Below are 21,098 nucleotides of genomic sequence, written 5' to 3'. Positions count from 1 at the left end.
GACATCTCCTTGCATTCATTGTGGTTATCCCCATCTCCTGTGGATGACTGACAGCAACGACAACACGCAAAAACAGACATCCAAGCGGTTTGGCATTGATCATTCGACACGCCAGATCGTTATGGGCTCTGTCCGTATCCCCCTGCCGCAGTCGCGCGCGGCGCGATTGTCGATCGGCGGGCTGCTTGTCGCAGGCGGCTGTCTCGGATTTTTGCCGATTCTCGGATTCTGGATGGTGCCGCTCGGCGTCCTGGTCCTGTCCCACGACCTGCATGTGGCGCGGAGAATGCGGCGGCGATTCTCCGTCTGGTGGCAGAAGAGGCGGAGACCCGCCCCCTCATTAGTTGAAAAGGGCAGCGGCCCAGTAGAACGCCGCTGAGATCAATGCGGCGGCCGGCAATGTGATGACCCAGGCGATGACAATGTTGCCTGCAAGCCCCCAGCGCACAGCCGAGACACGACGCGCAGCACCCACGCCGACGATCGCACCGGTTATGGTATGTGTCGTCGAAACGGGAATGCCGAGCCACGTGGCGGCAAAGAGCGTCAGCGCTCCGCCTGTTTCTGCGCAGAAGCCCTGCATGGGATTGAGGCGGGTGATCTTGGAGCCCATGGTGTGAACGATCCGCCACCCCCCGAACAATGTGCCGAGCGCCATGGCCGACTGGCACGACAGGACGACCCAAAGCGGAACGTGAAAGCTGCCGCCGAGATAACCCTGCGAGTAGAGCAGGATCGCAATGATCCCCATCGTCTTCTGCGCGTCGTTACCGCCGTGACCAAGCGAATATAGGGAGGCCGACGCGAATTGCAGTACGCGGAACGTTCGGTCGACCGCAAAAGGCGTCTGTCGCACGAACAGCCACGAGACGACGAGCACCAGGAAGAGTGCCAGAAGAAAGCCGATCATCGGCGACATCACGATCGCCCCGGCCGTCTTCAGAAGCCCGCTCCAGACGATGGAGCTCCAACCGACCTTTGCGAGACCGGCGCCGACCAAACCACCCACCAGCGCGTGGGAGGAGCTTGACGGGATGCCGAGCACCCAGGTGACGATGTTCCAGATGATCGCGCCCATTAGCGCGGCAAAGATCACCATCGGCGAAACGATGGCGGGATCGATGATGCCGGTGCCGAGCGTCTCGGCGACGTGCAGGCCGAAGAACAGGAAGGCAATGAAGTTGAAGAAGGCGGCCCAGGCGACCGCATATTGCGGCCGCAGCACGCGCGTCGACACGATCGTTGCGATCGAATTCGCCGCGTCATGCAGGCCGTTGAGGAAATCGAAGAACAGCGCGATCGCAATCAGCGCCGCGAGCAATGGGAAGGCGAGGGTGGCGTCCATCAGACGTTCTCGATCACGATGCCGCTGATTTCGTTTGCAACGTCCTCGAAGCGATCGACGACCTTCTCAAGTTCGCCATAGATTTCGCTGCCGATGATATAGGCCATTGGGTTCGATGCTCCGTGACGGAGAAACAGGTCCTTCAGCCCGCGATCGTGCAGATCATCGGACCGTCCCTCGACGCGCGTCACTTCCTCGGCGATTGCCATCAGGCGAGGCGCATTGGCGTTGATCCGGTTGAGAAGCGGGATGGCTTCGGCCACGAGATGCGCCGCCTGGACGATCGCGGTTCCCATCTCCTGCATGCGGGGATCGAATTCCTTCTGCTCGAACAAGCGGATGGTTTTCACCGTCTTGTGCATCATGTCGATCGCGTCATCCATCGACTGGATCAGATCCTTGATATCAACGCGGTCGAATGGCGTTATGAAGCTGCGGCGCACCGCGAGCAGCACTTCGCGGGTGATGTCGTCGGCTTCGTTCTCCAACGCGACGATACGCTCGCAGTGGCGATCGGTGTCTTTGCCCGCAAGCAGTTCGTTCAAAGCCTCCGCAGCACCGACAATGGTGCGCGAGTGCTGGGCAAAGAGGTCGAAGAATCGGTCTTCCCGAGGCAGAAGTTTGCGAAACCAGCTGAGCATTCAATCCATCCGTTGAGAACTTTTTCGAAGCTCGTCATAAAATAGCAAGCGCTGCAATAAAAGTGTCACAAATGGAGTTGTCCGATTCTTTCTTGCCTTGTCCAAAGGCGCGAAACGCTTTTTGCGACAGGAACCTGCGGCAGATCAGCGCGTTATTCCTGCATGCATGATGGGCCGATTGCGGTTTGAGAGGTACGAAATGAAACGTCTGGCGACGATTTTTCTGGCGATCGCGACAGGTCTCGCGAGCTTTACGCCTAGTTTGGCCGAAAATTCTCGCGATCCGTCTTCTGCACAGAGCAGAGGCAGCTTTGGCGATTCCGGAGCCAACAGCCATCGTTCGCGTTGCGAAATCTACCGCTGCGGCGGCTATAGAAATGGCAACCGTTATAATCGCGACCGCTACTACGGAAATCGGTACTATGGTGACCGTTACTATGGTCGGCGCTACTACGACGACCACGACAATGGCGCTGGCGCGCTGATCGGCGGCCTTGCTGCCGGTGCTATCATCGGCGGTATCATCTCGTCGCAACAGCCGCGGGCCCGGGCAACCGGATCGCACGCCGACTGGTGCTACAGCCGTTATCGTTCGTACCGCGCCTACGACAACACATACCAGCCATATTACGGCCCCCGCCGTCAGTGCATCGCACAGTGAACGGAGTGGGACCAAGTGAGCGGTCGCGGGATTTACGCGGCCGCTTTTGCTTCCATCTGATGCCTGGATCAGATGCCGTTACCCCACTCACAGGGTGACAAACGTAGCCCGGTAAACCGCGATAAAGCCGCCAACCGCGGTCACGGCAGAGAGAACCATAGCGATCAGAATAATGATCCGCGTTGCCCGGCCCGGTTCGGGCGTATCTCCAGTTTTCACGACATTTCTCACTTCATGGTGCGTATGGACTGCCCGCTGGTCTCGCACGTTAGGACGTGGAGGCGCAACCAAATGGTTGGCGACCGGTGGACGAGAGGGGCGAGCGGATCGGAGAGATCCAGGACGACTACGTGGACTTGATCACCCACTAAAACCCACAGCGAGGGGCTCATAACCGCGAAATATCCGATTCAATTCCGCAGCCTGCAACCAAACGATAGACTGCCCCAAAAATGGCGCGCGGTCGGATGTTCTATGGCTTCTCGCGTTCATCCGCCATTAAGTGCCCGATCATAATTCTGCTCACAGGCCCAATTGCGGGCTGGCTACTGGGAGACAGTTTTTTGATCAAGCGCAAGATGATTATTGCGGGATGCATGCTCGCCGTGAGCGGCGGGTTCGCCAGCGCTCAGACGGCAGGTGATTGGGTTTTAGGAAACTACAAGGGCGCAGGATACTGGTTCCCGGGCGTTGCGGAGAAGGTTGGTGGCGGAGAGGTTACCATTCGCTATGACGATGGTGACCGTGAAACTGTAAACACCAGCCAGGTTCGTCCATACGACTGGATGATCGGCATGAAGGTCGAGTGCAACTTCAAGAACGCCGGTGACTGGTATCCGGGCACAATTGCGTCCCTTGCTGGCGAGAAAATCGGCATCGCCTACGACGACGGCGACAAGGAAACCACCAAGACCGGTCGTTGCCGCACGAAGTAAGCTTGCTACCAATCTGAATATAGCCATGCCCGCCCTGTTCACAGAGGCGGGCGTTTTCATTTTTGCGCTACACTCGGGATGGGGACTGGACGCGTCGTATGTTGCATTCCATGTCGCATGGCAGCCAAGGATTCATTGGAAATCAAGGGAAACGTGCTGCAGTGAGAATGCAAGAAGGTCTGCGCATTCGGCCACCCGCCTAGCGCTACAAATCACTGTCTCAGTCAGTGGAAAATGTTTGGAGGCCTCGCCCGGAATTGAACCGGGGTGCAAGGATTTGCAGTCCTCTGCGTCACCACTCCGCCACGAGGCCTCACAACGCTCGGAGCAACCGAAGCGTTGGGCGGCATTTAGAATGAATAGAAATCGAGCGCAAGAGGCTTGGTGGAAAAACTCGCTCATTTTGAATGCGTCAGGCGGAGAGCGATCCCGCGAGCGATATGTGCCGCGCCAAGCGACGTCAGCGGCGGAAAGTCGCTTCCAATCAGTCGATACGCTGCAGTGACGGCATAGGTGAAATGCCGTTGGTGGTGACATGCGGCGCTGTCGCGGCGACAAGGGGAATCAGGAGAATGATGACAAGGAATGTGCAGACGAACAGTCCGCCGATCGCAGTAGATTTATTCACCATTCCAGCCCGTTTGGTGCGTTTTAGGAATGGCTATAATTCACTCCGAAGCTGACAGTTACCTGAACGTTCCCGTTTCAGTTGTCCTGTGCGCCCGCTTATCGTGTTTCTCTATCCAGCAACCCGCAGCAGAAAATACCGACAAGCGCCGTTACGATGAGAAAATCGAACAGCGAGAACAGTTCCGCGATCGCAGCCATGATATTTCCTCCTTTTCCTCCGGTTGCAATAATATCACAGCGCGTTGCTATATGCCACGAACGATTGGCTCGACGCCGTATGCTTGCCATGCGATCCCCTAATTCTTGTCGTGGATGGTCGCCAAGCCTTGAAAGGCGGGTTTTCCGAGATTAAGAGACGAGCAGACAGAACGCTTTCGATAAGCGAGAGGACAATATGAATTTCGATACAGCGCGCGCCAACATGGTCGACAATCAGGTCCGCACGACGGACGTCACCTCGCATTCCGTGCTGACGGCATTTGCGACCGTCCCGCGCGAAGCGTTCGTCCCGGAAAAGTCCAAGACGCTCGCCTACGTGGATAGCGACGTCGAGATCTGTCCTGCTGCGGACGGACAGCTGGCGCGTTATCTGATGCAGCCGTCGCCGCTGGCGAAGCTTCTTCAGCTCGCCGAGATCAGAAAGGACGACGTCGTTCTGGAGGTTGGCTGTGGTACCGGTTATCTGTCCGCGATCCTTTCCATGCTCGCGGGCTCGGTTGTCGCCCTGGAGCAGAACGAAGAGCTTGCCGCCGCTGCGAAGGCAAACCTTTCCAGCTACCCGAACGTCTCGGTCGCCACCGGCGCACTGAACGCAGGCAACACGACCGGCGCCCCTTACGATCTGATTTTCGTCAATGGCGCCGTCGAGGAAGTTCCGCCAGCGCTGTTGTCGCAGCTGCGGGATGGCGGACGTCTGGTGACGGTGCAGGGCCAGGGAGGGTCCGCACGCGCTGCGGTGTTCTCAAGCGAGCGCGGGGCAATCTCGGAGAACGTCTATTTCAACGCCTCCGTGAAGCCATTGCCGGGCTTTGCCAAGGCGCGCGAATTCGTATTCTGATAACGGCTGCATTCTTGCCGTTTTGCGGGCGCCGGTGGCGCCCGTTTTTGTTTCCGGACCGTCCTCGACAGCCTTCGAGAAAGCTGTGCATGGCGGCAGTCATTTGATTCGCGCTGATTTTTTTCCTCGTTTCGCTATCCTAAAGTCTGGGTGATTCGGATGCCCATCCACGCAATCCGGTCGTTTGCTTGATAACGAGGATAAATATGGCTCAGCCAAGCGTAGCGCGTGAACCGTCGATGGAAGAAATTCTCGCGTCGATCCGACAGATCATCGAGAGCAATGAGCCAGGTGCGGGCAGGGCGCTATCGAACGCCTTGCCGCCGGTTTATGCCGCCGAGGAAGACGACCGCTCCTCCGATATTCACCTGACGGTCGACCAGGCCTACGCCGCTGTCGAGTTTCCCGAGCCGGTGTCACAGCCTGATCCCCGCTTCGTTGCCGCCAATTCCGCGGGCTCGGCTCCCCTGGTGGACGAGCCTGAACGTGCCATGTCGCTTGCCGATGTAGCCGCACGGGTCCGCGCCGCGTCCGAACGAAATACCGCCCAGCTGCGAGAAGCACCTCCGGCATTCCGCCAGGCGGAAATCCCGACCCATATGTTTGAAGCTCCGCAGCCGCCAGTCGAATTGCAGCGGCCGGTCGTCGAACCGATACCGTTCGTAACGCCCGCTCCGATCGCCGCGCCTGCTCCACAGGCCGTTTCGGAACAGCCTGTTCCAACCTACGAGGATATCGCGCCCGCCGCCGCATCCTGGCCGCCTGTCGAGGTTGCGCCTGCAGCGCCCGTCGCGGAGCCGGTTGTCGATGCCATCGCTTCCGCCTTGTCGAACGAACTTCTGCCGCAGGTCGCCTTTTCCGCGCAGCAATCCTTGATGTCGCCTGACACGGGGCTCCAGATCAGCCGCTCGTTCGAGGAGCTTGCTGCCGCTATCGACGGTGTCGAGCGTCGCTCGCTCGACGAGATCGCGGAAGACATGCTGCGGCCGATGTTGCGCGACTGGCTGGACGACAACCTGCCGACGCTCGTCGAGCGCCTCGTGCGCGAAGAGATCGAACGTGTGGCACGCGGCCCGCGCCGCTGATTGGAAACGCCTTGTCTCAAAAAGCCGCTCCGGTCCCCGGGGCGGCTTTTTTATTGACTTGCCCGTAGCCATCCTATTTACAACCCGCATCTAAGTCCCTCCAGATTTTGGTCCCCAAATGCTCGACAAGACCTACGATTCCGCTGCCGTTGAACCGAAAATCGCTGCAAAATGGGATGAGGCGGACGCCTTCCGTGCGGGCGCCAATGCCAAGCCGGGCGCCGAGACCTTCACCATCGTGATCCCGCCGCCGAACGTCACCGGCTCGCTGCACATGGGTCATGCGTTGAACAATACGCTGCAGGACGTCATGGTTCGCTTCGAGCGCATGCGCGGCAAGGACGTGCTTTGGCAGCCGGGCATGGACCACGCCGGGATCGCTACCCAGATGGTTGTCGAGCGCAAGCTGATGGAACAGCAACTGCCGGGCCGTCGCGACATGGGTCGCGAAGCCTTCATCGAAAAGGTCTGGGAATGGAAGGCTGAATCGGGCGGCCTCATCTTCAACCAGTTGAAGCGTCTCGGCGCTTCCTGCGATTGGTCGCGCGAGCGCTTCACCATGGACGAGGGCCTTTCCGCCGCCGTTCTTGAAGTCTTTGTAACGCTTTACAAGGAAGGTCTAATCTATCGCGATAAGCGCCTGGTCAATTGGGACCCGAAGCTTCTGACCGCGATCTCCGACATCGAGGTTGAGCAGCACGAGGTCAACGGTAACCTTTGGTATCTCCGCTATCCTCTGGAGCCGGGCGTCACCTATCAGCACCCGATCGCTTTCGACGACGAAGGCAAGGCGACCGAATGGGAAACGCGCGACTACATCGTCGTTGCGACCACCCGCCCGGAAACCATGCTTGGCGATACCGGCGTTGCCGTCAATCCGAAGGACGAGCGATACGCGCCGCTGGTCGGCAAGCACGTCATCCTGCCGATCGTTGGCCGCCGTATTCCGATCGTTGCCGACGAATATCCGGATCCGACCGCCGGCACCGGCGCCGTCAAGATGACGCCGGCGCACGATTTCAACGACTTCGACGTCGGCAAGCGCACAGGTCTGCGCGTCGTCAATATTCTCACCGTCGATGGCCGCATCACGATCAAGGACAACGAGGACTTCCTCGAGGGCATTCCTGACGCCGCTGCCCTGCATGGCGCATGGGACGAACTCGAAGGAAAGGATCGCTTCGAGGCGCGCAAGATCATTGTCCGCATCTTCGAAGAGGCGAGCCTGCTCGACAAGATCGAGCCGCACAAGCACATGGTTCCGCACGGCGACCGTGGCGGCGTTCCGATCGAGCCACGCCTCACCGAGCAGTGGTACGTCGACGCCAAGACGCTCGCCGAGCCGGCGATCGCCTCCGTTCGCGAAGGCCGCACCAAGCTCGTTCCGCGCAGCTGGGACAAGACCTATTACGAGTGGATGGAAAACATTCAGCCCTGGTGTGTCTCCCGCCAGCTCTGGTGGGGCCATCAGATCCCGGCCTGGTACGGCCCGGACGGGCAGGTCTTCGTCGAAAAGACCGAAGAGGAAGCCCTGCAGGCGGCGATCCAGCACTATCTCTCGCACGAAGGCCCGATGAAGGCCTACGTCGAGGATCTGCTGGAGAACTTCAAGCCCGGCGAAATCCTGACGCGTGACGAGGACGTTCTCGATACGTGGTTCTCATCGGCGCTCTGGCCGTTCTCCACGCTCGGCTGGCCGGACAAGACGCCCGAACTGGCGCGTTATTATCCGACCAACGTTCTGGTCACCGGATTCGACATCATCTTCTTCTGGGTCGCCCGCATGATGATGATGGGCCTACACTTCATGAAGGATGAGGATGGCGTTCCGGTCGAGCCATTCAACACTGTCTACGTTCACGCGCTGGTTCGCGACAAGAACGGCCAGAAGATGTCGAAGTCCAAGGGCAACGTCATCGACCCCTTGGAATTGATCGACGAGTATGGTGCGGACGCACTGCGTTTCACGCTGGCGATCATGGCCGCTCAGGGCCGCGACGTGAAGCTGGATCCGGCTCGCATCGCCGGTTACCGCAACTTCGGCACCAAGCTCTGGAACGCAACGCGCTTTGCGGAGATGAACGGCGCCAAGAGCGATCCGCATTTCGTGCCCGAAGCCGCTGAGTTGACGATCAACCGCTGGATTCTGACGGAACTTGCCCGTACGGAACGTGACGTTACGGAAGCTCTGGAATCCTATCGTTTCAACGATGCGGCCAGTGCCCTGTACCGCTTCGTCTGGAACCAGGTTTGCGATTGGTACCTCGAGCTCCTGAAGCCGGTCTTCAGCGGCACGGACGAGGGCGCCAAGAAGGAGGCGCAGGCATGCGCCGCCTATATCCTCGAGGAGATCTACAAGCTCCTGCATCCGTTCATGCCGTTCATGACGGAAGAACTCTGGGCGCATACGGCGGGTGAGGGTATCGAACGCGATACAATGGTTTGCCATGCGGAATGGCCGGCGCCCTCCTATGCCGACGACGCCGCAGCGGACGAAATCAACTGGCTGGTCGACCTCGTTTCCGGCATCCGTTCTGTTCGTGCCGAGATGAACGTGCCGCCATCAGCGGTTGCGCCGCTGGTGGTCGTCAGCGCAAACAGCCTGACGCGCGAACGTCTCGTTCGCCACGACGCGGCCATCAAGCGGCTGGCGCGTGTCGATGGTATCTCGCTCGCTGACGAGGCGCCCAAGGGAGCCGCTCAGATCGTTGTCGCGGAAGCCACGGTTTGCCTGCCGCTCGGCACGCTGATCGATCTCACTGCGGAGAAAGCTCGCCTCGAGAAGGCGATCTCCAAGGCCGATGGCGAGATTGCGCGCATCAACGGAAAGCTGTCGAACGAGAAGTTTGTCGCCAATGCCAACCCTGAGGTCGTCGCTGCCGAACGTGAGCGGCTGGAAGAACTGCAGGGTCAGATCGCAAGCCTTCGAACTGCACTCTCGCGTGTAGCCGAAGCGGCATAAAATCAACGCTTGGTAGTATAAAATTTCAGGGCGCCTGATGAGAATCAGGCGCCCTTTTTGTTGCTGCGGAACTGGGATTCCCACTGAAACGGTCCTCAGGAGACGCATTAGGGATCGTTTTGCTTGGTTTTCTTGAGTTTTCCCCGTTCCTTTTTTGAAAAGAAAAAGTGTTGTCTAAGGGTTACAGAAGTCTTTGCAGAGGGAACGATTGTGCTCAGGAATGAGATCGAGACCTAAGTTGAGGAAAAATATTCTAAAACCGAAAAATTTTGACGTGCCCGTCAATCACTTACGTAAATGATCCATTAGCTCACTTTTCAATCACATGGTCTCACCAAGTTGCCATTTGCGGGGATCGTCTTCACAGTCGCACCATTGTAAATTGCCTGAGTGGGGGAGACACCTTGGCATCTCGTGTAGTCTCAGTAGGCGCGGTCTCGCTTGCATTGCTTTCATCACTGGCTCAGCCATCCCTTGCGGGTGGTCTAGATCGCAGTGGCTATAATATCGACCAGTTGTTCGACGCGTCGCAGTTTTCTGTGCAGGCCGGTGGCATCTATGTCATGCCTCAGCGCAAGCTGAAGAGTGCGAGGGATGTCGACCCCTCAAACGGAACTCCTGCTGGGTCCACATCGGCGGATGAAACAGAAAATTACGCTGTTCCGTATCTGGGTTTCAAAGGCGGCTTCGGCGACGTTGACTGCTTGGTTGACTATTCCGAGCCCTTCGGTGCGCACATCAATCCGGGCACTGCCTGGGTAGGCGCGCAGGCCAATGTCGAGACCAAGATCACAACTCACAACTACGGAGCGACCTGCTCCTATAAGTTTGACGTGGGCCAAGGCGAGCTTCGCCTGATCGGGGGCACCTTCTATCAAGAAGTGGAAGGCTTCAAGGAGCGCTTGATTACGCCGTCTCCCGCGAGCATCGGTCGCCTCGACCTCCAAGATAACGCCTGGGGTTGGCGCGCCGGCATTGCTTACGAGATTCCGGAGTACGCTCTCCGGGCCAGCCTCGTCTACAACAGCAGGGTCAAATACGACGACCTGACCGGAACGGTGGATCTGCGAAATGTTGGTGGCACGATTGTCCCGGTGGCCGGTTCGGCGGAGGCGCCTGACTCGCTCGAGTTGAAGGCGCAGACGGGTATTGCTCCGGACTGGCTGGCGTTCGGCTCGGTGAAATGGACAAATTGGAGCGTTCTGCAGTCGGTCCCATTCTGCCCGACGACAGGTGCCTGCCCGAGCGGCGGTCTGGCATCGCTGGATCTCGGCTACCGCGACGGCTGGACTGTCACCGGCGGCGTTGGTCACAAGTTCAACGATCAGTGGAGCGGCGCTTTGAGCCTCACCTGGGACCGTGGTACCAGCGATGGCTATGGTTCGCAGACCGACACCTGGATGGTCGGTGTCGGCGCGGCCTACAGCCCCGTCGAAAATGTCGAGTGGCGGCTAGCCGGCGCTCTGGGCGTGATGACGAGCGGCGAGTCCGGAACGATCGTGAAGGATGGTATTACCTACGGCGATGACGTCACTTACTCCTTTGGCAACGATCTAGTTGCCGCTATCTCGACCAGCATCAAGATTAAGTTCTGATCATCAGAAGATCAGTATTAGAAGCCCGGCCTAGAGCCGGGCTTTTCGTTATGTACAGACCGTTAAGTATGCTGGCCCGGCGTGTCGTTTTGTGACGATTCAGCAACAGTTTTTTACCGCCATTCGCGTAAGATACGGTTCACGGCAAATTGTCCATTTCCCGCCACAAACGAAGCGCAGCGGTAAAGTCGGGCGAGGGAATGACAGGCGTAGGGTGCGCGTAAAGAGTAATATGGGTCGTTTTTCATTGAGTGCAGGCAGGCGTGGCGGAAAGGGTGACAGCGGCGACGCTGCGAGGACCTCTTTGCCTTTGCTACATGCCGATTCAGCCGGAAGACTTCGCCCAGGTTCAGCACTCCACAACCGTTCTTTTCCCTCTCTGCTTTGCGCGTCGCGGGCGCCGGAAACGGCATCTGGTAACGCCGGCTCAGGTTTGGTCACAATTAGTGACTACCTATGCTTGGATAGCGAAAGGCCTCTCGCAGGCGTCGCAAAAATGAGGTTTGTGCCATCGATGGCAAGCGGCGCCGCTGATCGGGCAGCTGAGGTCGATGTGCAAGGCATGACCGCCCTGAAATGTGGGCGGATGGCTGGATGCGACGCGGGCAAGGGAGTTTTAGAGCTCACCGCGGGATCGCTCGCCGAAGCATTTGCGCCCGTTGGGCGGCGGCATCGAATGTCGGCCGCTCAGCGCAAGGGAAACGAAAGAAACCGAGTGAAATGCTGACGTCCGAGTTCAGACCTTTCAGAGCGATGCTCGTAGGACTTTCCCTCGCTTGTTGTGCGGCGATGGCATGTCCGGCTAACGCATTCGACATAAAGTCGGGTGTCTCGAAGGAGTCCGGTCCTTTCGATCTCTTCAAGTTCGGCTTCAAGGCTTACAAGAATGGCCAGAAGGAAGAAGCCGTCGAAGCTTACAAGTACGCCGCGGAAAAGGGCCACACCGGTTCGCGTTGGGCACTCGCCAACATGTATGCCGATGGCGATGGCGTCACCCAGAACGATTTCGAAGCCTTCAAGATCTACAGCGAAATAGCACAGCAGGGTGTGGAGCCGGGCTCCGAGGATACTGGTTTCTTCGTCAATGCGCTCCTGTCGCTTGCCAATTACTACAAGCACGGCATTCCCGGCAGCCCGATCAAGACGGACCTCTCGCAGGCACGCCAACTCTACTTCCAGGTCGCATCCACCTTCGGTGTGCCCGAAGCGCAGTTCCAGCTCGCTCAGATGATGCTTTCGGGCGAGGGCGGCAGCACCAGTTCGCAGCAGGCAAAGAAATGGCTCAACCAGGCCCGCAAGAGCGGTCACCCGGGTGCCATGGCCGTCTTCGGCAACATCCTGTTCCAGGAAGGCCAGACTGCCAATGGCCTGGCCCTGATGACGGCAGCGCTCGATCGCTGCAAGCCGAAGGATTGCAACTGGATGGAATCCCTGCAGGAGCAGGCATTCTCGGTGGCAAGTGAAAACGATCGCCGCACGGCGATCTCGCTGTCGCATAAGATCGCGACGACCAACACGGACTAATCCTGCCTAGAACCGCCTGTCCTCGGCACACCGAGCTGGTCGGTCCCGCACCAGTCAGGCAGCAAAGTCGAAATAGGCCACGACAGGCACGTGGTCTGATGGCTTCTCCCAAGCGCGAACATGCTTTTCAATGCCGGCTGATGTCATGCGGTCCGCTGCTTCAGGCGACAGCATCAGATGATCGATCCGAATGCCATTGTTCTTCTGCCAGGCGCCGGCCTGATAATCCCAGAACGAATAGAGCGGCGCGGCATCGGTCGTCGCCCGGATCGCGTCCGTCAAACCCAGCCCTTCAAATCGACGGAACGCTTCGCGCGTCTGCGGCAAAAACAGTGCGTCGTTCTCCCACACTCTGGGGTCGAAGCAATCGTGCGGCTCGGGGATGACATTGTAGTCGCCGGCCAGAATGAGGACTTCTTCATAGCTGAGCCGCTGTGCGGCAAACTTCTGCAGCCGTTCCATCCACGCCAGCTTGTAGCTGTACTTTTCCGTGCCGATCGGATTGCCGTTCGGCAGATAGAGGCAGCAGATCCGGGCAACGCGGTTGCCGGGCAGCGAGAATACGGCTTCGAGGAAGCGTGACTGTTCGTCCAGCGGATCGCCCGGCAGTCCGCGGGTAACCTCGTCCGGCTTCGATTTCGAAAGGATAGCGACGCCGTTGAAGCCTTTCTGGCCGTGCGTCTCGACATGATAGCCCATGGATTCGATTTCGAGCCGCGGAAATCCCTCGTCGACCGTCTTGATTTCCTGCAGGCAGGCGATGTCGGGATCGGAATCCTTCAACCATTGCGTCAGATTGTCGATGCGCGCCTTGACGCCATTGATGTTCCAGGTCGCAATTTTCATGGGCAATCCGCTCCGCTGCAATGCTGACCTTCTAGCGCGCGAGGCACGTCAGCGACAAGCCTCCAGGGCGGGCAAAGACAATCCTTGTCCGCTCAATGCACATCGGAGAAAGGAAATCAGATCGAGAAGCTCGTGCCGCAGCCGCAGCTTGCGACGGCGTTCGGATTTTTGATCTGGAAGGACTGTCCAAGCAGATTGTCGACGAAGTCGATTTCCGAGCCGGCCATGTAGACCAGCGACATGCTGTCTATCAGCACCTTGGCATCGTTCTTTTCAACGATGACGTCGTCGTCGGTGGCGTCGCCAGTGAGGTCGAACTTGTAGGAAAAACCCGAACAGCCACCGCCTTCGACCGAAACACGCAGCGCATTCTTGCCTGGTTCCGTACCGACGATTGCCGCGATTCGCTTTGCTGCGGCGTCCGAAAGGGTTACACTTGTATCTGTCATGTCAGCTCCTGCCGGGGTCAAGATCCGGAGAGAATGGCTTGATAGCCGTCTGCGTAAAATGCTGATTTCAAAAGATTTTATGTCCAGCGTTGCTGAACGGCCATCCGTTGATATGCAGCTTCGAAAGGGCTGCTTTGCCGTTTACGCTCTCTATAGGTATGAAGAGCGGAAAGCGGCGTCAATGGGCAGGCGCCGCATGGCTGCAATTCATGGTGTAGAATGACGATTGACAGAGGTGCCTTAGGTTTCGGCAACAGCGAGAGAGCGATCTTTGCGGCGGATCCCTGGAAGAGCCGCGGACGGCTCTATCCGGAGAACTCCAGCCCGACACGCTCTGATTTTCAGCGCGACCGCGACCGCATCGTCCACACCACGGCCTTTCGCCGCCTCAAGCACAAGACGCAGGTCTTCATCGCGCAGGACGGTGACCATTACCGGACGCGCCTGACGCATACGATCGAGGTCGCGCAGATCGCCCGTGCCCTGGCGCGGGCGCTGAAGCTCGACGAGGATCTCGCCGAAGGGGTGGCGCTGGTTCATGATTTCGGTCACACGCCGTTCGGTCACACTGGCGAGGACGCCCTTCACGAGGCTCTGCTGCCTTATGGCGGCTTCGATCACAATGCACAGTCGCTGCGCATCGTGACCAAGCTGGAGCGCCGCTACGCCGACTTCGATGGCATCAATCTGACGTGGGAAAGCCTGGAAGGTCTCGTGAAGCACAATGGTCCGCTGTTGACCAAGGAAGGGGCGGGCACGCGCGGCCCCGTTCCGCAACCAATCCTCGATTACTGCGAAATACACGACCTCGAGCTTGCCACCTTTGCGAGCCTGGAGGCACAGACTGCGGCAATCGCCGATGACATTGCCTACAACACTCACGATATCGACGATGGGCTCCGCTCGGGCTACCTGACATTCGACATGCTGGAAGAGATCCCGTTTCTTGCCGGACTGATGGCCGAGGTGAGGGCGCGCTATCGCAATCTGGAGCCGAGCCGCTTCACCCACGAGATCATGCGCCGGCAGATAACGCGCATGGTCGAGGACGTCATCTCCGTTGCCCAGGAGCGCCTTTCTCTCCTGAAGCCCGGCAGCGCCGATGACATCCGCCAGGCGGATCGGGTGATCGCTACCTTCTCCGAGGCAATGGCTGAAACCGACAGGCAGATCAAGGCAATGCTGTTCAAGCGGATCTATCGCCACCCCGAGATCATGCGCATTCGCGCCGGTGCGGCGCAGATCGTAACGGATCTCTTCGGAGCCTATATGGCGAACCCGAAGGAGATGCAGAGCCACTATTGGGTCGATCATATCGCCGGTCTTGCGGAAGCCGCAAAGGCGAGGCACGTTGGCGATTATCTTGCCGGGATGACGGATACCTACGCCATCAGTGCCCACAGGCGATTGTTTGACCGCACTCCGGATTTGCGATAGGCAGCGGTCGCCCGGAAAGACCGAGCGAATGCCTGTTGGCACAGCCTATGCATGGAAGAGTGCAATGAACCTTTTTACCGATTTCGAAGCCAGGATTAAAACCGCCCTTGAACAGATCGATCTGGTCAAGGAAAAGCGATCCGAGCTGGACTTCGGGCGCATTGCGATCGAGCCTCCACGCGACGCGAGCCACGGTGAAGTTGCGACGAACGCCGCCATGGTGCTTGCCAAGCCGCTCGGCACGAACCCGCGTGCATTGGCGGAAATCATCACGGCCAAGCTGAAGGAAGATGCTGACATCGCCGAAGTCTCGGTCGCGGGACCAGGCTTCATCAACCTGAAGCTCTCAGTCGGATATTGGCAGCGCCTGCTTGCCTCGATGATCGAGGCCGGCACGGACTACGGCCGGTCGTCCCTCGGGACCGGTAGCCGCGTCAACGTGGAATATGTATCCGCAAACCCGACAGGTCCGATGCACGTCGGCCATTGCCGCGGCGCCGTTGTCGGCGACGCGCTGGCAAATCTTCTGACCTTTGCCGGCTTCGACGTCGTCAAGGAATACTACATCAACGATGCCGGCTCGCAGATCGACGTCCTGGCGCGGTCCGTATTCTTGCGTTACCGCGAAGCGCTTGGCGAAAAGATCGGTGAGATTCCATCTGGCCTTTATCCCGGCGACTATCTCGTCCCTGTCGGCGAGTCACTGGCCAGCGACTACGGCGTCAGGTTGCACAACATGCCGGAAGAAGAGTGGATGCCGATCGTCAAGGATCGCACCATCGACGCCATGATGGTCATGATCCGCGAGGATCTTGCCGCTCTCAACGTTCATCACGACGTGTTCTTCTCCGAGCGCACGCTGCATGCCAATGGCGCGGCGGCGATCCGGACCGCAATCAACGACCTGACCTTCAAGGGGCATGTCTACAAGGGAACCTTGCCGCCGCCGAAGGGGCAGTTGCCGGAAGATTGGGAAGATCGCGAGCAGACCTTGTTCCGTTCGACCGAGGTTGGCGACGACATGGATCGCCCGCTGATCAAGTCTGACGGTTCCTACACCTATTTCGCGGCTGACGTTGCCTACTTCAAGAACAAGTTCGACCGCGGCTTCAACGAGATGATCTATGTGCTCGGAGCGGACCACGGCGGCTATGTGAAGCGGCTCGAGGCCGTCGCACGCGGTGTCTCCGAAGGTAAGGCCAAGCTGACGGTTCTGCTTTGCCAGCTAGTCAAGCTGTTCCGCGACGGTGAGCCGGTAAAGATGTCGAAGCGTTCCGGCGACTTCGTCACGCTGCGTGACGTCGTTGAGGAAGTGGGACGCGATTCGGTGCGTTTCATGATGCTCTATCGCAAGAGTTCGGAGCCGTTGGACTTCGATTTTGCGAAAGTAACGGAGCAGTCCAAGGATAATCCGGTCTTCTACGTGCAGTATGCGCATGCTCGTTGCATGTCGGTCTTCCGGCAGGCAAAGGAGGCGTTTCCTGACCTCGACGTGTCTCCGTCGGTGCTTGCTCAGGCCGTCGCAGGAATTAAGGATTCCGCGGAATTACAGCTGGTTGCGAAGGTCGCGGAGTTCCCGAGACTGGTCGAAGCCGCGGCCCAGTCGCAGGAGCCGCATCGCGTTGTATTCTACCTCTATGATCTCGCCAGTGCTTTCCATGCGCATTGGAATAAAGGCAAGGATCAAGTAGACTTACGATTTATTAACGATAAGAGCCGAGAATCGAGTATAGCCAGACTAGGGCTGGTGTACGCCGTTGCGTCGGTTTTGAAGTCGGGACTTGCTATTGCAGGGACTGCTGCGCCGGAAGAGATGCGGTAGCGTCACCATTTACCCACATTACGCTGGCACTAAACCTTTGCATTTGCGAGTGGGATGAGTATGGCAGACAAACAGCGGGCGTATGATGCGCGTAACAATACGGATCTCTTTGCCGACGACGATCCCTTGGCGGAACTCGCTCGTATCGTTGGTTTTGAGCCTCGCGTAGCCGCAAACACGGTTCCTGACGTTCCTCGTCAGGAGCCGGCTTTCAATCTTGAAGACGAGCTGCTTCGCGAGTTCGAACGCTACGATGCGCCACACTCGCCTGAAGCAATCGAGCAGCCGATCGCCGCTTTCGAAGAGTCCGTCGCTGCTATCGATGAGCCGGCTTACGAAGAGCCGTCTGTCCCGCAATGGGATGTTCAGCAGGAAGTCGAGTTCACGCAGCCCGTCGAGGCGCAACCTGTCCATCCGCTTCTTTCCTCTACGGATTGGGCGGTTCCTCGTCCGGTCGAGCCTGTTTCGAACGGTGCTCGCGATCTGATCGAAGAACTCGAGATGTCGATCGGCGCAACGCCGGCATCTGCCCCCGTGCAGCCGCAGAAGGCGCCTCAGTGGTCGGCTGCCAGCATCCGTTTGCCGCTTGCGAATTTTCATACGGCACGCCGCGACCAGCCGGTGGCCCCCGTTGTCGCCCCGACGCCAGCCCCCGTGATGGAGCCCGTCGCCGTCGCTGTTGAGCCGGTCGCAGAATTCCCTATTGCCGAATTCCCGGTTGCCGCAGCAGGCTTCCCGGCCGAGATCGATCGCCACGAGCAGGTCGAGTTTCAGCCAGAAGAACAGGTTGTCGCTGCTATCGAGCCGATCGAGGTCGATCACTCGGCTTTCGATCTTGCCGCTGCAGCCAAGGAAGGTGAGGTTCACGCCGACGCTGCCTTGACCGAAGCTGCGCCTCCCGAGTTCGACGATATCACCTTCGACATCGACGATCTTCTCGCCGACGTTTCGAGCTATCCCGTGCCGGAACGCCAGGCTGCGGCACCTGCGGCCGAGCCTTCGCCTATTCACATTCCGGAGCCAGCCGCTGTAGCGGCAATACCTGAGCGCGCGCCGGAACTGAAGCCCGCTGCACGAACGGAAGCTGAAGCGGAAGATCCGTTTGCCGGGCACGATTTCGAGCTTGATCTCGAAGGCATCGAGCTCGAGCTTGCCGACCTGGATTTCGTTGAGCCGACGGTTGCTCGCGAAGTCGAAGAGCCACGGCCGGCGGCGCCCGCTGCCGTTGCTCAGCGTCCGGCTCCCGCACCGATGGCGTTTGTGCCCGTAGCGCAGACGGCCGCGCCGGTTTACCGCGAGCAGGTTGTTGCCGCGCCGGCACCGGTTGCCGCGCCCGCGCCCGTGGCCGCACCGATCGTTGCTTATGGCGCTGATGCCGCTGATGAGCTGCCTTTCGATCTTTCCATGATTTCGGATGCTGAATACCATCCCGAGACTGTGGAGGAGATGCACGTGCCGGCGTTGCCGCCGGTTGAGCAGCACCAACCAGTCGTTACGACATCGGACTTCGATTTCGACGTCGATGCGGAAATCGCAAATCTGCTGACGCCCGCCAAAGCGGTGGAGACCGTTGCGAAGCCCATGGCCGAAGATTGGCGGACGCGTGCGCCGATCGCCGCTCCGGCAGCCGCCGCTTCGAAGCAGCCGCTTCAGCAGCAGACGTTTGACGAGTTTGAGCGTGCGCTTGAGGAAGACTTCCGCCGGAGCGTGAACGAGCCTGTTCAGCAGCGTCGCGAGAGCATCTCCGAGGTTCAGATCCAGTCCGCCAGCGATGCGGAGGATATGAACCGCGCTCGGTCGATGAAGCGTATGTTGGCCGCCGCAGCGGTTATCGTAGTCTTCGGCGGTGCCGCCTATGCCGGCTATTCGTTCCTGGCTCGCGATGGCGGCCTTGGAATCGTCTCCGGCGAGCCGCGGGTCATCACGGCTGACAAGGATCCGGTCAAGGTGGTTCCCGAGAACCCCGGCGGGAAGACCGTTCCTAACCAGGACAAGGCCGTCTACGACAGCGTTGGTGGCGCAGCCGCCGAGGCGCCGAAGCAAAAGGCTCTGGTCTCGAGCGACGAGCAGCCTGTGGACGTCGTACAGCGGACGCTGACGCCGGAAACGATGCCTGAGGACAACGACAGCGATACGCCGCTGCCGTCGATGGCAACGCCTGTTGGTGATACCCAGGATCCGCGCCTGCTGCCAAATCACGATGCCGCGGAAACGGCAGCTGACGATGACGCGGGCCAGTCTGGTCAGAACCCTGCGGTCTCCGCTCGCAAGGTTCGTACCATGATCGTCAAGCCCGACGGCACGCTGGTGGCACGCGAAGAGGCCGCGCCGGAGCCGGCTCAGGCAGCTCTGCCGAAGCCGACCTCGGTGCAGACGCAGAAGATCACACCCGGTACAGATCCAGCAGGTGCCGTGCCGGCATCTGGTCAGGTCGCTACCGCCGATATTCGCTCCACGCCGGTCGAGAATGCAAAGCCGTCTCCGGCGCAGACCTCCGAGAATGTTCTTGCCAAGGCAGCCGCCGCGACGCCTGAAAGCGTCGAGCCGCCGGTACGGACGGTAACGAGCACGAAGTCGGACACGGCGCCCGTTCCTGCCGGTCGCCCAGCGGCGAAGGCTCCAGTGGCTCAGGCACCGGCAACGCCGGCACCGGTTGCGGAAGCGCCAGCCGCGCCGAAGGAAGTCGCCGCGGTTCCGCCCGCAGCACCGCAGCCGACAGCGGCTGTTGCCGGTGGTTATGGGGTCCAGATTGCATCGCTTCCGTCTGAAGCCGAGGCAAAGAAGACCTTTGCGAGCCTGTCGAAGAAGTTCCCGGGTGTCCTGAACGGCCGGAACTATGAAGTCCGGAAGGCCGAGATTGCAGGGAAGGGCACGTTCTATCGCTTGCGTATCCCGGCCGGCTCCAAGGACGAAGCGGCCGCGATCTGCGAAAAATATCGCGCAGCCGGCGGTTCGTGCCTGATCTCGAAGTAACGAGGTCCAGTCATTTTGGATTGATGAGCGGCGGGAGAGATCCCGCCGCTTTATTATGTGAATGTCGGTTGACGTCGCTCGTAATTCCGCCAGCCGCCATTATGATTCGGGTATGACCGAATCAAAAGCAATGATCCTGGGCTCTAGCGGCCACTCCCTCACCGCCGAAGAAAAGGCTTTCTATCAGGCCGAGCGCCCTTGGGGCTTCATTCTTTTCGGGCGCAATATCTCCGAAGCGCAGCAGATCAGCGATCTCGTCGCCGAGATGCGCGACAGCGTCGGCTGGCATGCGCCGGTGCTCATCGACCAAGAAGGCGGGCGCGTCCAGCGCATCAGGCCACCGATCCTGCAGCACTATCCCTCAGGCCAGCAGCTCGGCGACCTCTACCGCCAGGATAAGACAACCGGGCTTCGCGCGGCGTGGCTGATGTCGCGGCTTCACGCGTTCGACCTTTCGAAGCTCGGCATCAACGTCGATTGCCTGCCGGTTCTCGACGTACCCGTGGAGGGAAGCAGCAACGTGATCGGTAACCGTGCCTATGGCGGCGATCCTGTCACCGTTGCAGCGATGGGCCGGGCGGCTGCGGAAGGCCTGAAGGCCGGCGGCGTGCTGCCGGTCATGAAGCATATGCCCGGCCACGGCCGCGGCTTTGCCGACTCGCACCACGAGCTGCCGGTCGTCGATGTATCCCGCCACGAACTGGAAGCGCATGATTTCCCGCCCTTCATCCAGATGAAGGACGAACTTATGGCGATGACCTGCCATGTCGTCTTTTCGGCAATCGATCCGGATAATCCGGCGACGACCTCCCGAAAGGTCATTGACGGCATCATCCGCGAGCAGATCGGTTTTGATGGTCTGCTGCTTTCCGACGATACCTCGATGAACGCTCTTGCCGGGACGATTGGCGAGCGCGCTGCGAATATCATTGCAGGCGGATGCGATATTGTGCTGCATTGCAACGGGCATATGGATGAGATGCAGCAGGTGGTTGCCAATGTGCCGCCGCTGCAGGGCCGCCCGCTCGAACGCGCCAGACGCGTGGAAGCTGGCTTTCCGCAAGCCGATAGCTCGGACGAGACAGCGATCCGGGCGGAGTTCGATGCTTTGTTTGCATCGGTCTGACCACGGAAGG

The 21,098-nt window shown here is 59.4% G+C and carries 17 protein-coding genes and 1 tRNA gene; 12 read left to right on the top strand and 6 right to left on the bottom strand.

Features of this window, described 5'->3' with window-relative positions:
- Positions 1–43 precede the first annotated feature (43 nt).
- Positions 44–379, top strand: a complete 336-nt coding sequence (locus ASE04_RS31705; protein ID WP_082597398.1) for a hypothetical protein — start codon at positions 44–46, stop codon at positions 377–379.
- Here the strand turns inward: ASE04_RS31705 and ASE04_RS18205 are convergent.
- Positions 341–1,345 carry an inorganic phosphate transporter gene (locus ASE04_RS18205; protein ID WP_056819934.1) on the bottom strand — a complete coding sequence of 335 codons (1,005 nt, stop codon included), beginning with the start codon at positions 1,343–1,345 and terminating at the stop codon, positions 341–343. The genes ASE04_RS31705 and ASE04_RS18205 overlap by 39 nt on opposite strands.
- Complete coding sequence (locus ASE04_RS18200; RefSeq protein WP_056819931.1) at positions 1,345–1,986, bottom strand: DUF47 domain-containing protein; 642 nt, start codon at positions 1,984–1,986, stop codon at positions 1,345–1,347. Before ASE04_RS18200 ends, ASE04_RS18205 begins: the two co-directional genes overlap by 1 nt.
- Before the next feature lie 199 nt (positions 1,987–2,185).
- Between ASE04_RS18200 and ASE04_RS18195 the strand changes: the two genes are divergently transcribed.
- Together ASE04_RS18195 and ASE04_RS18190 are read left to right on the top strand one after the other, a co-directional pair.
- Positions 2,186–2,647, top strand: a complete 462-nt coding sequence (locus tag ASE04_RS18195; protein ID WP_056819926.1) for a BA14K family protein — start codon at positions 2,186–2,188, stop codon at positions 2,645–2,647.
- A 563-nt stretch (positions 2,648–3,210) separates the two neighbouring features.
- Positions 3,211–3,582, top strand: coding sequence for a tudor domain-containing protein (locus tag ASE04_RS18190; RefSeq protein ID WP_244490452.1), 372 nt, complete (start codon positions 3,211–3,213; stop codon positions 3,580–3,582).
- Between the two features lie 239 nt (positions 3,583–3,821).
- Here the strand turns inward: ASE04_RS18190 and ASE04_RS18185 are convergent.
- Positions 3,822–3,895 (bottom strand) — tRNA-Cys (locus ASE04_RS18185).
- Positions 3,896–4,066: 171 nt separating this feature from the next.
- On the bottom strand, positions 4,067–4,213 hold the full coding sequence (locus tag ASE04_RS31225) for a hypothetical protein (RefSeq protein ID WP_194273762.1): 147 nt from the start codon (positions 4,211–4,213) through the stop codon (positions 4,067–4,069).
- A gap of 393 nt (positions 4,214–4,606) precedes the next feature.
- On the opposite strand from ASE04_RS31225, the gene ASE04_RS18180 reads away from it, so the two are divergent.
- The 5 genes from ASE04_RS18180 (at position 4,607) to exoR (ending at position 12,435) form a co-directional block, all read left to right on the top strand.
- Positions 4,607–5,269 carry a protein-L-isoaspartate O-methyltransferase family protein gene (locus ASE04_RS18180; RefSeq protein WP_056819924.1) on the top strand — a complete coding sequence of 221 codons (663 nt, stop codon included), beginning with the start codon at positions 4,607–4,609 and terminating at the stop codon, positions 5,267–5,269.
- A 206-nt stretch (positions 5,270–5,475) separates the two neighbouring features.
- Complete coding sequence (locus ASE04_RS18175; protein ID WP_056819921.1) at positions 5,476–6,354, top strand: PopZ family protein; 879 nt, start codon at positions 5,476–5,478, stop codon at positions 6,352–6,354.
- Between the two features lie 118 nt (positions 6,355–6,472).
- Entirely contained in the window at positions 6,473–9,316 is a 2,844-nt protein-coding gene (locus ASE04_RS18170) for a valine--tRNA ligase (RefSeq protein WP_056819918.1), read from the top strand.
- A gap of 404 nt (positions 9,317–9,720) precedes the next feature.
- Positions 9,721–10,911: an OmpP1/FadL family transporter gene (locus tag ASE04_RS18165; protein ID WP_056819916.1), complete on the top strand. Its 1,191-nt coding sequence runs from the start codon at positions 9,721–9,723 to the stop codon at positions 10,909–10,911.
- Positions 10,912–11,631: 720 nt separating this feature from the next.
- Positions 11,632–12,435 carry an exopolysaccharide production regulator ExoR gene (gene exoR / locus ASE04_RS18160; protein ID WP_056819913.1) on the top strand — a complete coding sequence of 268 codons (804 nt, stop codon included), beginning with the start codon at positions 11,632–11,634 and terminating at the stop codon, positions 12,433–12,435.
- Between the two features lie 54 nt (positions 12,436–12,489).
- On the opposite strand, the gene xth is transcribed toward exoR, so the two are convergent.
- Both xth and erpA read right to left on the bottom strand, forming a co-directional pair.
- Positions 12,490–13,281 (bottom strand): exodeoxyribonuclease III, encoded by a 792-nt coding sequence (xth, locus tag ASE04_RS18155; protein ID WP_056819910.1) that lies wholly within the window; start codon positions 13,279–13,281, stop codon positions 12,490–12,492.
- A 116-nt stretch (positions 13,282–13,397) separates the two neighbouring features.
- The gene (gene erpA, locus ASE04_RS18150) at positions 13,398–13,730 is read right to left on the bottom strand and encodes an iron-sulfur cluster insertion protein ErpA (protein WP_056819907.1); all 333 of its coding nucleotides are present in this window, start codon (positions 13,728–13,730) and stop codon (positions 13,398–13,400) included.
- A 219-nt stretch (positions 13,731–13,949) separates the two neighbouring features.
- Between erpA and ASE04_RS18145 the strand changes: the two genes are divergently transcribed.
- From ASE04_RS18145 to nagZ, 4 genes are all read left to right on the top strand, one after another.
- Entirely contained in the window at positions 13,950–15,167 is a 1,218-nt protein-coding gene (locus tag ASE04_RS18145) for a deoxyguanosinetriphosphate triphosphohydrolase (RefSeq protein ID WP_056819903.1), read from the top strand.
- Positions 15,168–15,231: 64 nt separating this feature from the next.
- The gene (gene argS / locus ASE04_RS18140; protein WP_056819900.1) at positions 15,232–16,989 is read left to right on the top strand and encodes an arginine--tRNA ligase; all 1,758 of its coding nucleotides are present in this window, start codon (positions 15,232–15,234) and stop codon (positions 16,987–16,989) included.
- A gap of 60 nt (positions 16,990–17,049) precedes the next feature.
- On the top strand, positions 17,050–19,962 hold the full coding sequence (locus ASE04_RS18135) for an SPOR domain-containing protein (protein ID WP_056819897.1): 2,913 nt from the start codon (positions 17,050–17,052) through the stop codon (positions 19,960–19,962).
- Positions 19,963–20,074: 112 nt separating this feature from the next.
- The gene (gene nagZ / locus ASE04_RS18130) at positions 20,075–21,088 is read left to right on the top strand and encodes a beta-N-acetylhexosaminidase (protein ID WP_056820445.1); all 1,014 of its coding nucleotides are present in this window, start codon (positions 20,075–20,077) and stop codon (positions 21,086–21,088) included.
- Positions 21,089–21,098: the final 10 nt, after the last annotated feature.

It is taken from the genome of Rhizobium sp. Root708 (assembly GCF_001429725.1).
Lineage (GTDB): Bacteria > Pseudomonadota > Alphaproteobacteria > Rhizobiales > Rhizobiaceae > Rhizobium.
This window is presented reverse-complemented; position numbering and strand designations above follow the sequence as displayed.

Bases quoted from the DNA above. Each gene is read 5' to 3' on its own strand.
- ASE04_RS18180 (WP_056819924.1), top strand. From the start codon at position 4,607: ATGAATTTCGATACAGCGCGCGCCAACATGGTCGACAATCAGGTCCGC.
- ASE04_RS31225 (WP_194273762.1), bottom strand. From the start codon at position 4,213: ATGGTGAATAAATCTACTGCGATCGGCGGACTGTTCGTCTGCACATTC.
- exoR (WP_056819913.1), top strand. From the start codon at position 11,632: ATGCTGACGTCCGAGTTCAGACCTTTCAGAGCGATGCTCGTAGGACTT.
- ASE04_RS18195 (WP_056819926.1), top strand. From the start codon at position 2,186: ATGAAACGTCTGGCGACGATTTTTCTGGCGATCGCGACAGGTCTCGCG.
- ASE04_RS18135 (WP_056819897.1), top strand. From the start codon at position 17,050: ATGGCAGACAAACAGCGGGCGTATGATGCGCGTAACAATACGGATCTC.
- xth (WP_056819910.1), bottom strand. From the start codon at position 13,281: ATGAAAATTGCGACCTGGAACATCAATGGCGTCAAGGCGCGCATCGAC.
- ASE04_RS18175 (WP_056819921.1), top strand. From the start codon at position 5,476: ATGGCTCAGCCAAGCGTAGCGCGTGAACCGTCGATGGAAGAAATTCTC.
- ASE04_RS18145 (WP_056819903.1), top strand. From the start codon at position 13,950: ATGACGATTGACAGAGGTGCCTTAGGTTTCGGCAACAGCGAGAGAGCG.
- erpA (WP_056819907.1), bottom strand. From the start codon at position 13,730: ATGACAGATACAAGTGTAACCCTTTCGGACGCCGCAGCAAAGCGAATC.
- ASE04_RS31705 (WP_082597398.1), top strand. From the start codon at position 44: ATGACTGACAGCAACGACAACACGCAAAAACAGACATCCAAGCGGTTT.
- ASE04_RS18205 (WP_056819934.1), bottom strand. From the start codon at position 1,345: ATGGACGCCACCCTCGCCTTCCCATTGCTCGCGGCGCTGATTGCGATC.
- nagZ (WP_056820445.1), top strand. From the start codon at position 20,075: ATGACCGAATCAAAAGCAATGATCCTGGGCTCTAGCGGCCACTCCCTC.
- ASE04_RS18200 (WP_056819931.1), bottom strand. From the start codon at position 1,986: ATGCTCAGCTGGTTTCGCAAACTTCTGCCTCGGGAAGACCGATTCTTC.
- ASE04_RS18170 (WP_056819918.1), top strand. From the start codon at position 6,473: ATGCTCGACAAGACCTACGATTCCGCTGCCGTTGAACCGAAAATCGCT.
- argS (WP_056819900.1), top strand. From the start codon at position 15,232: ATGAACCTTTTTACCGATTTCGAAGCCAGGATTAAAACCGCCCTTGAA.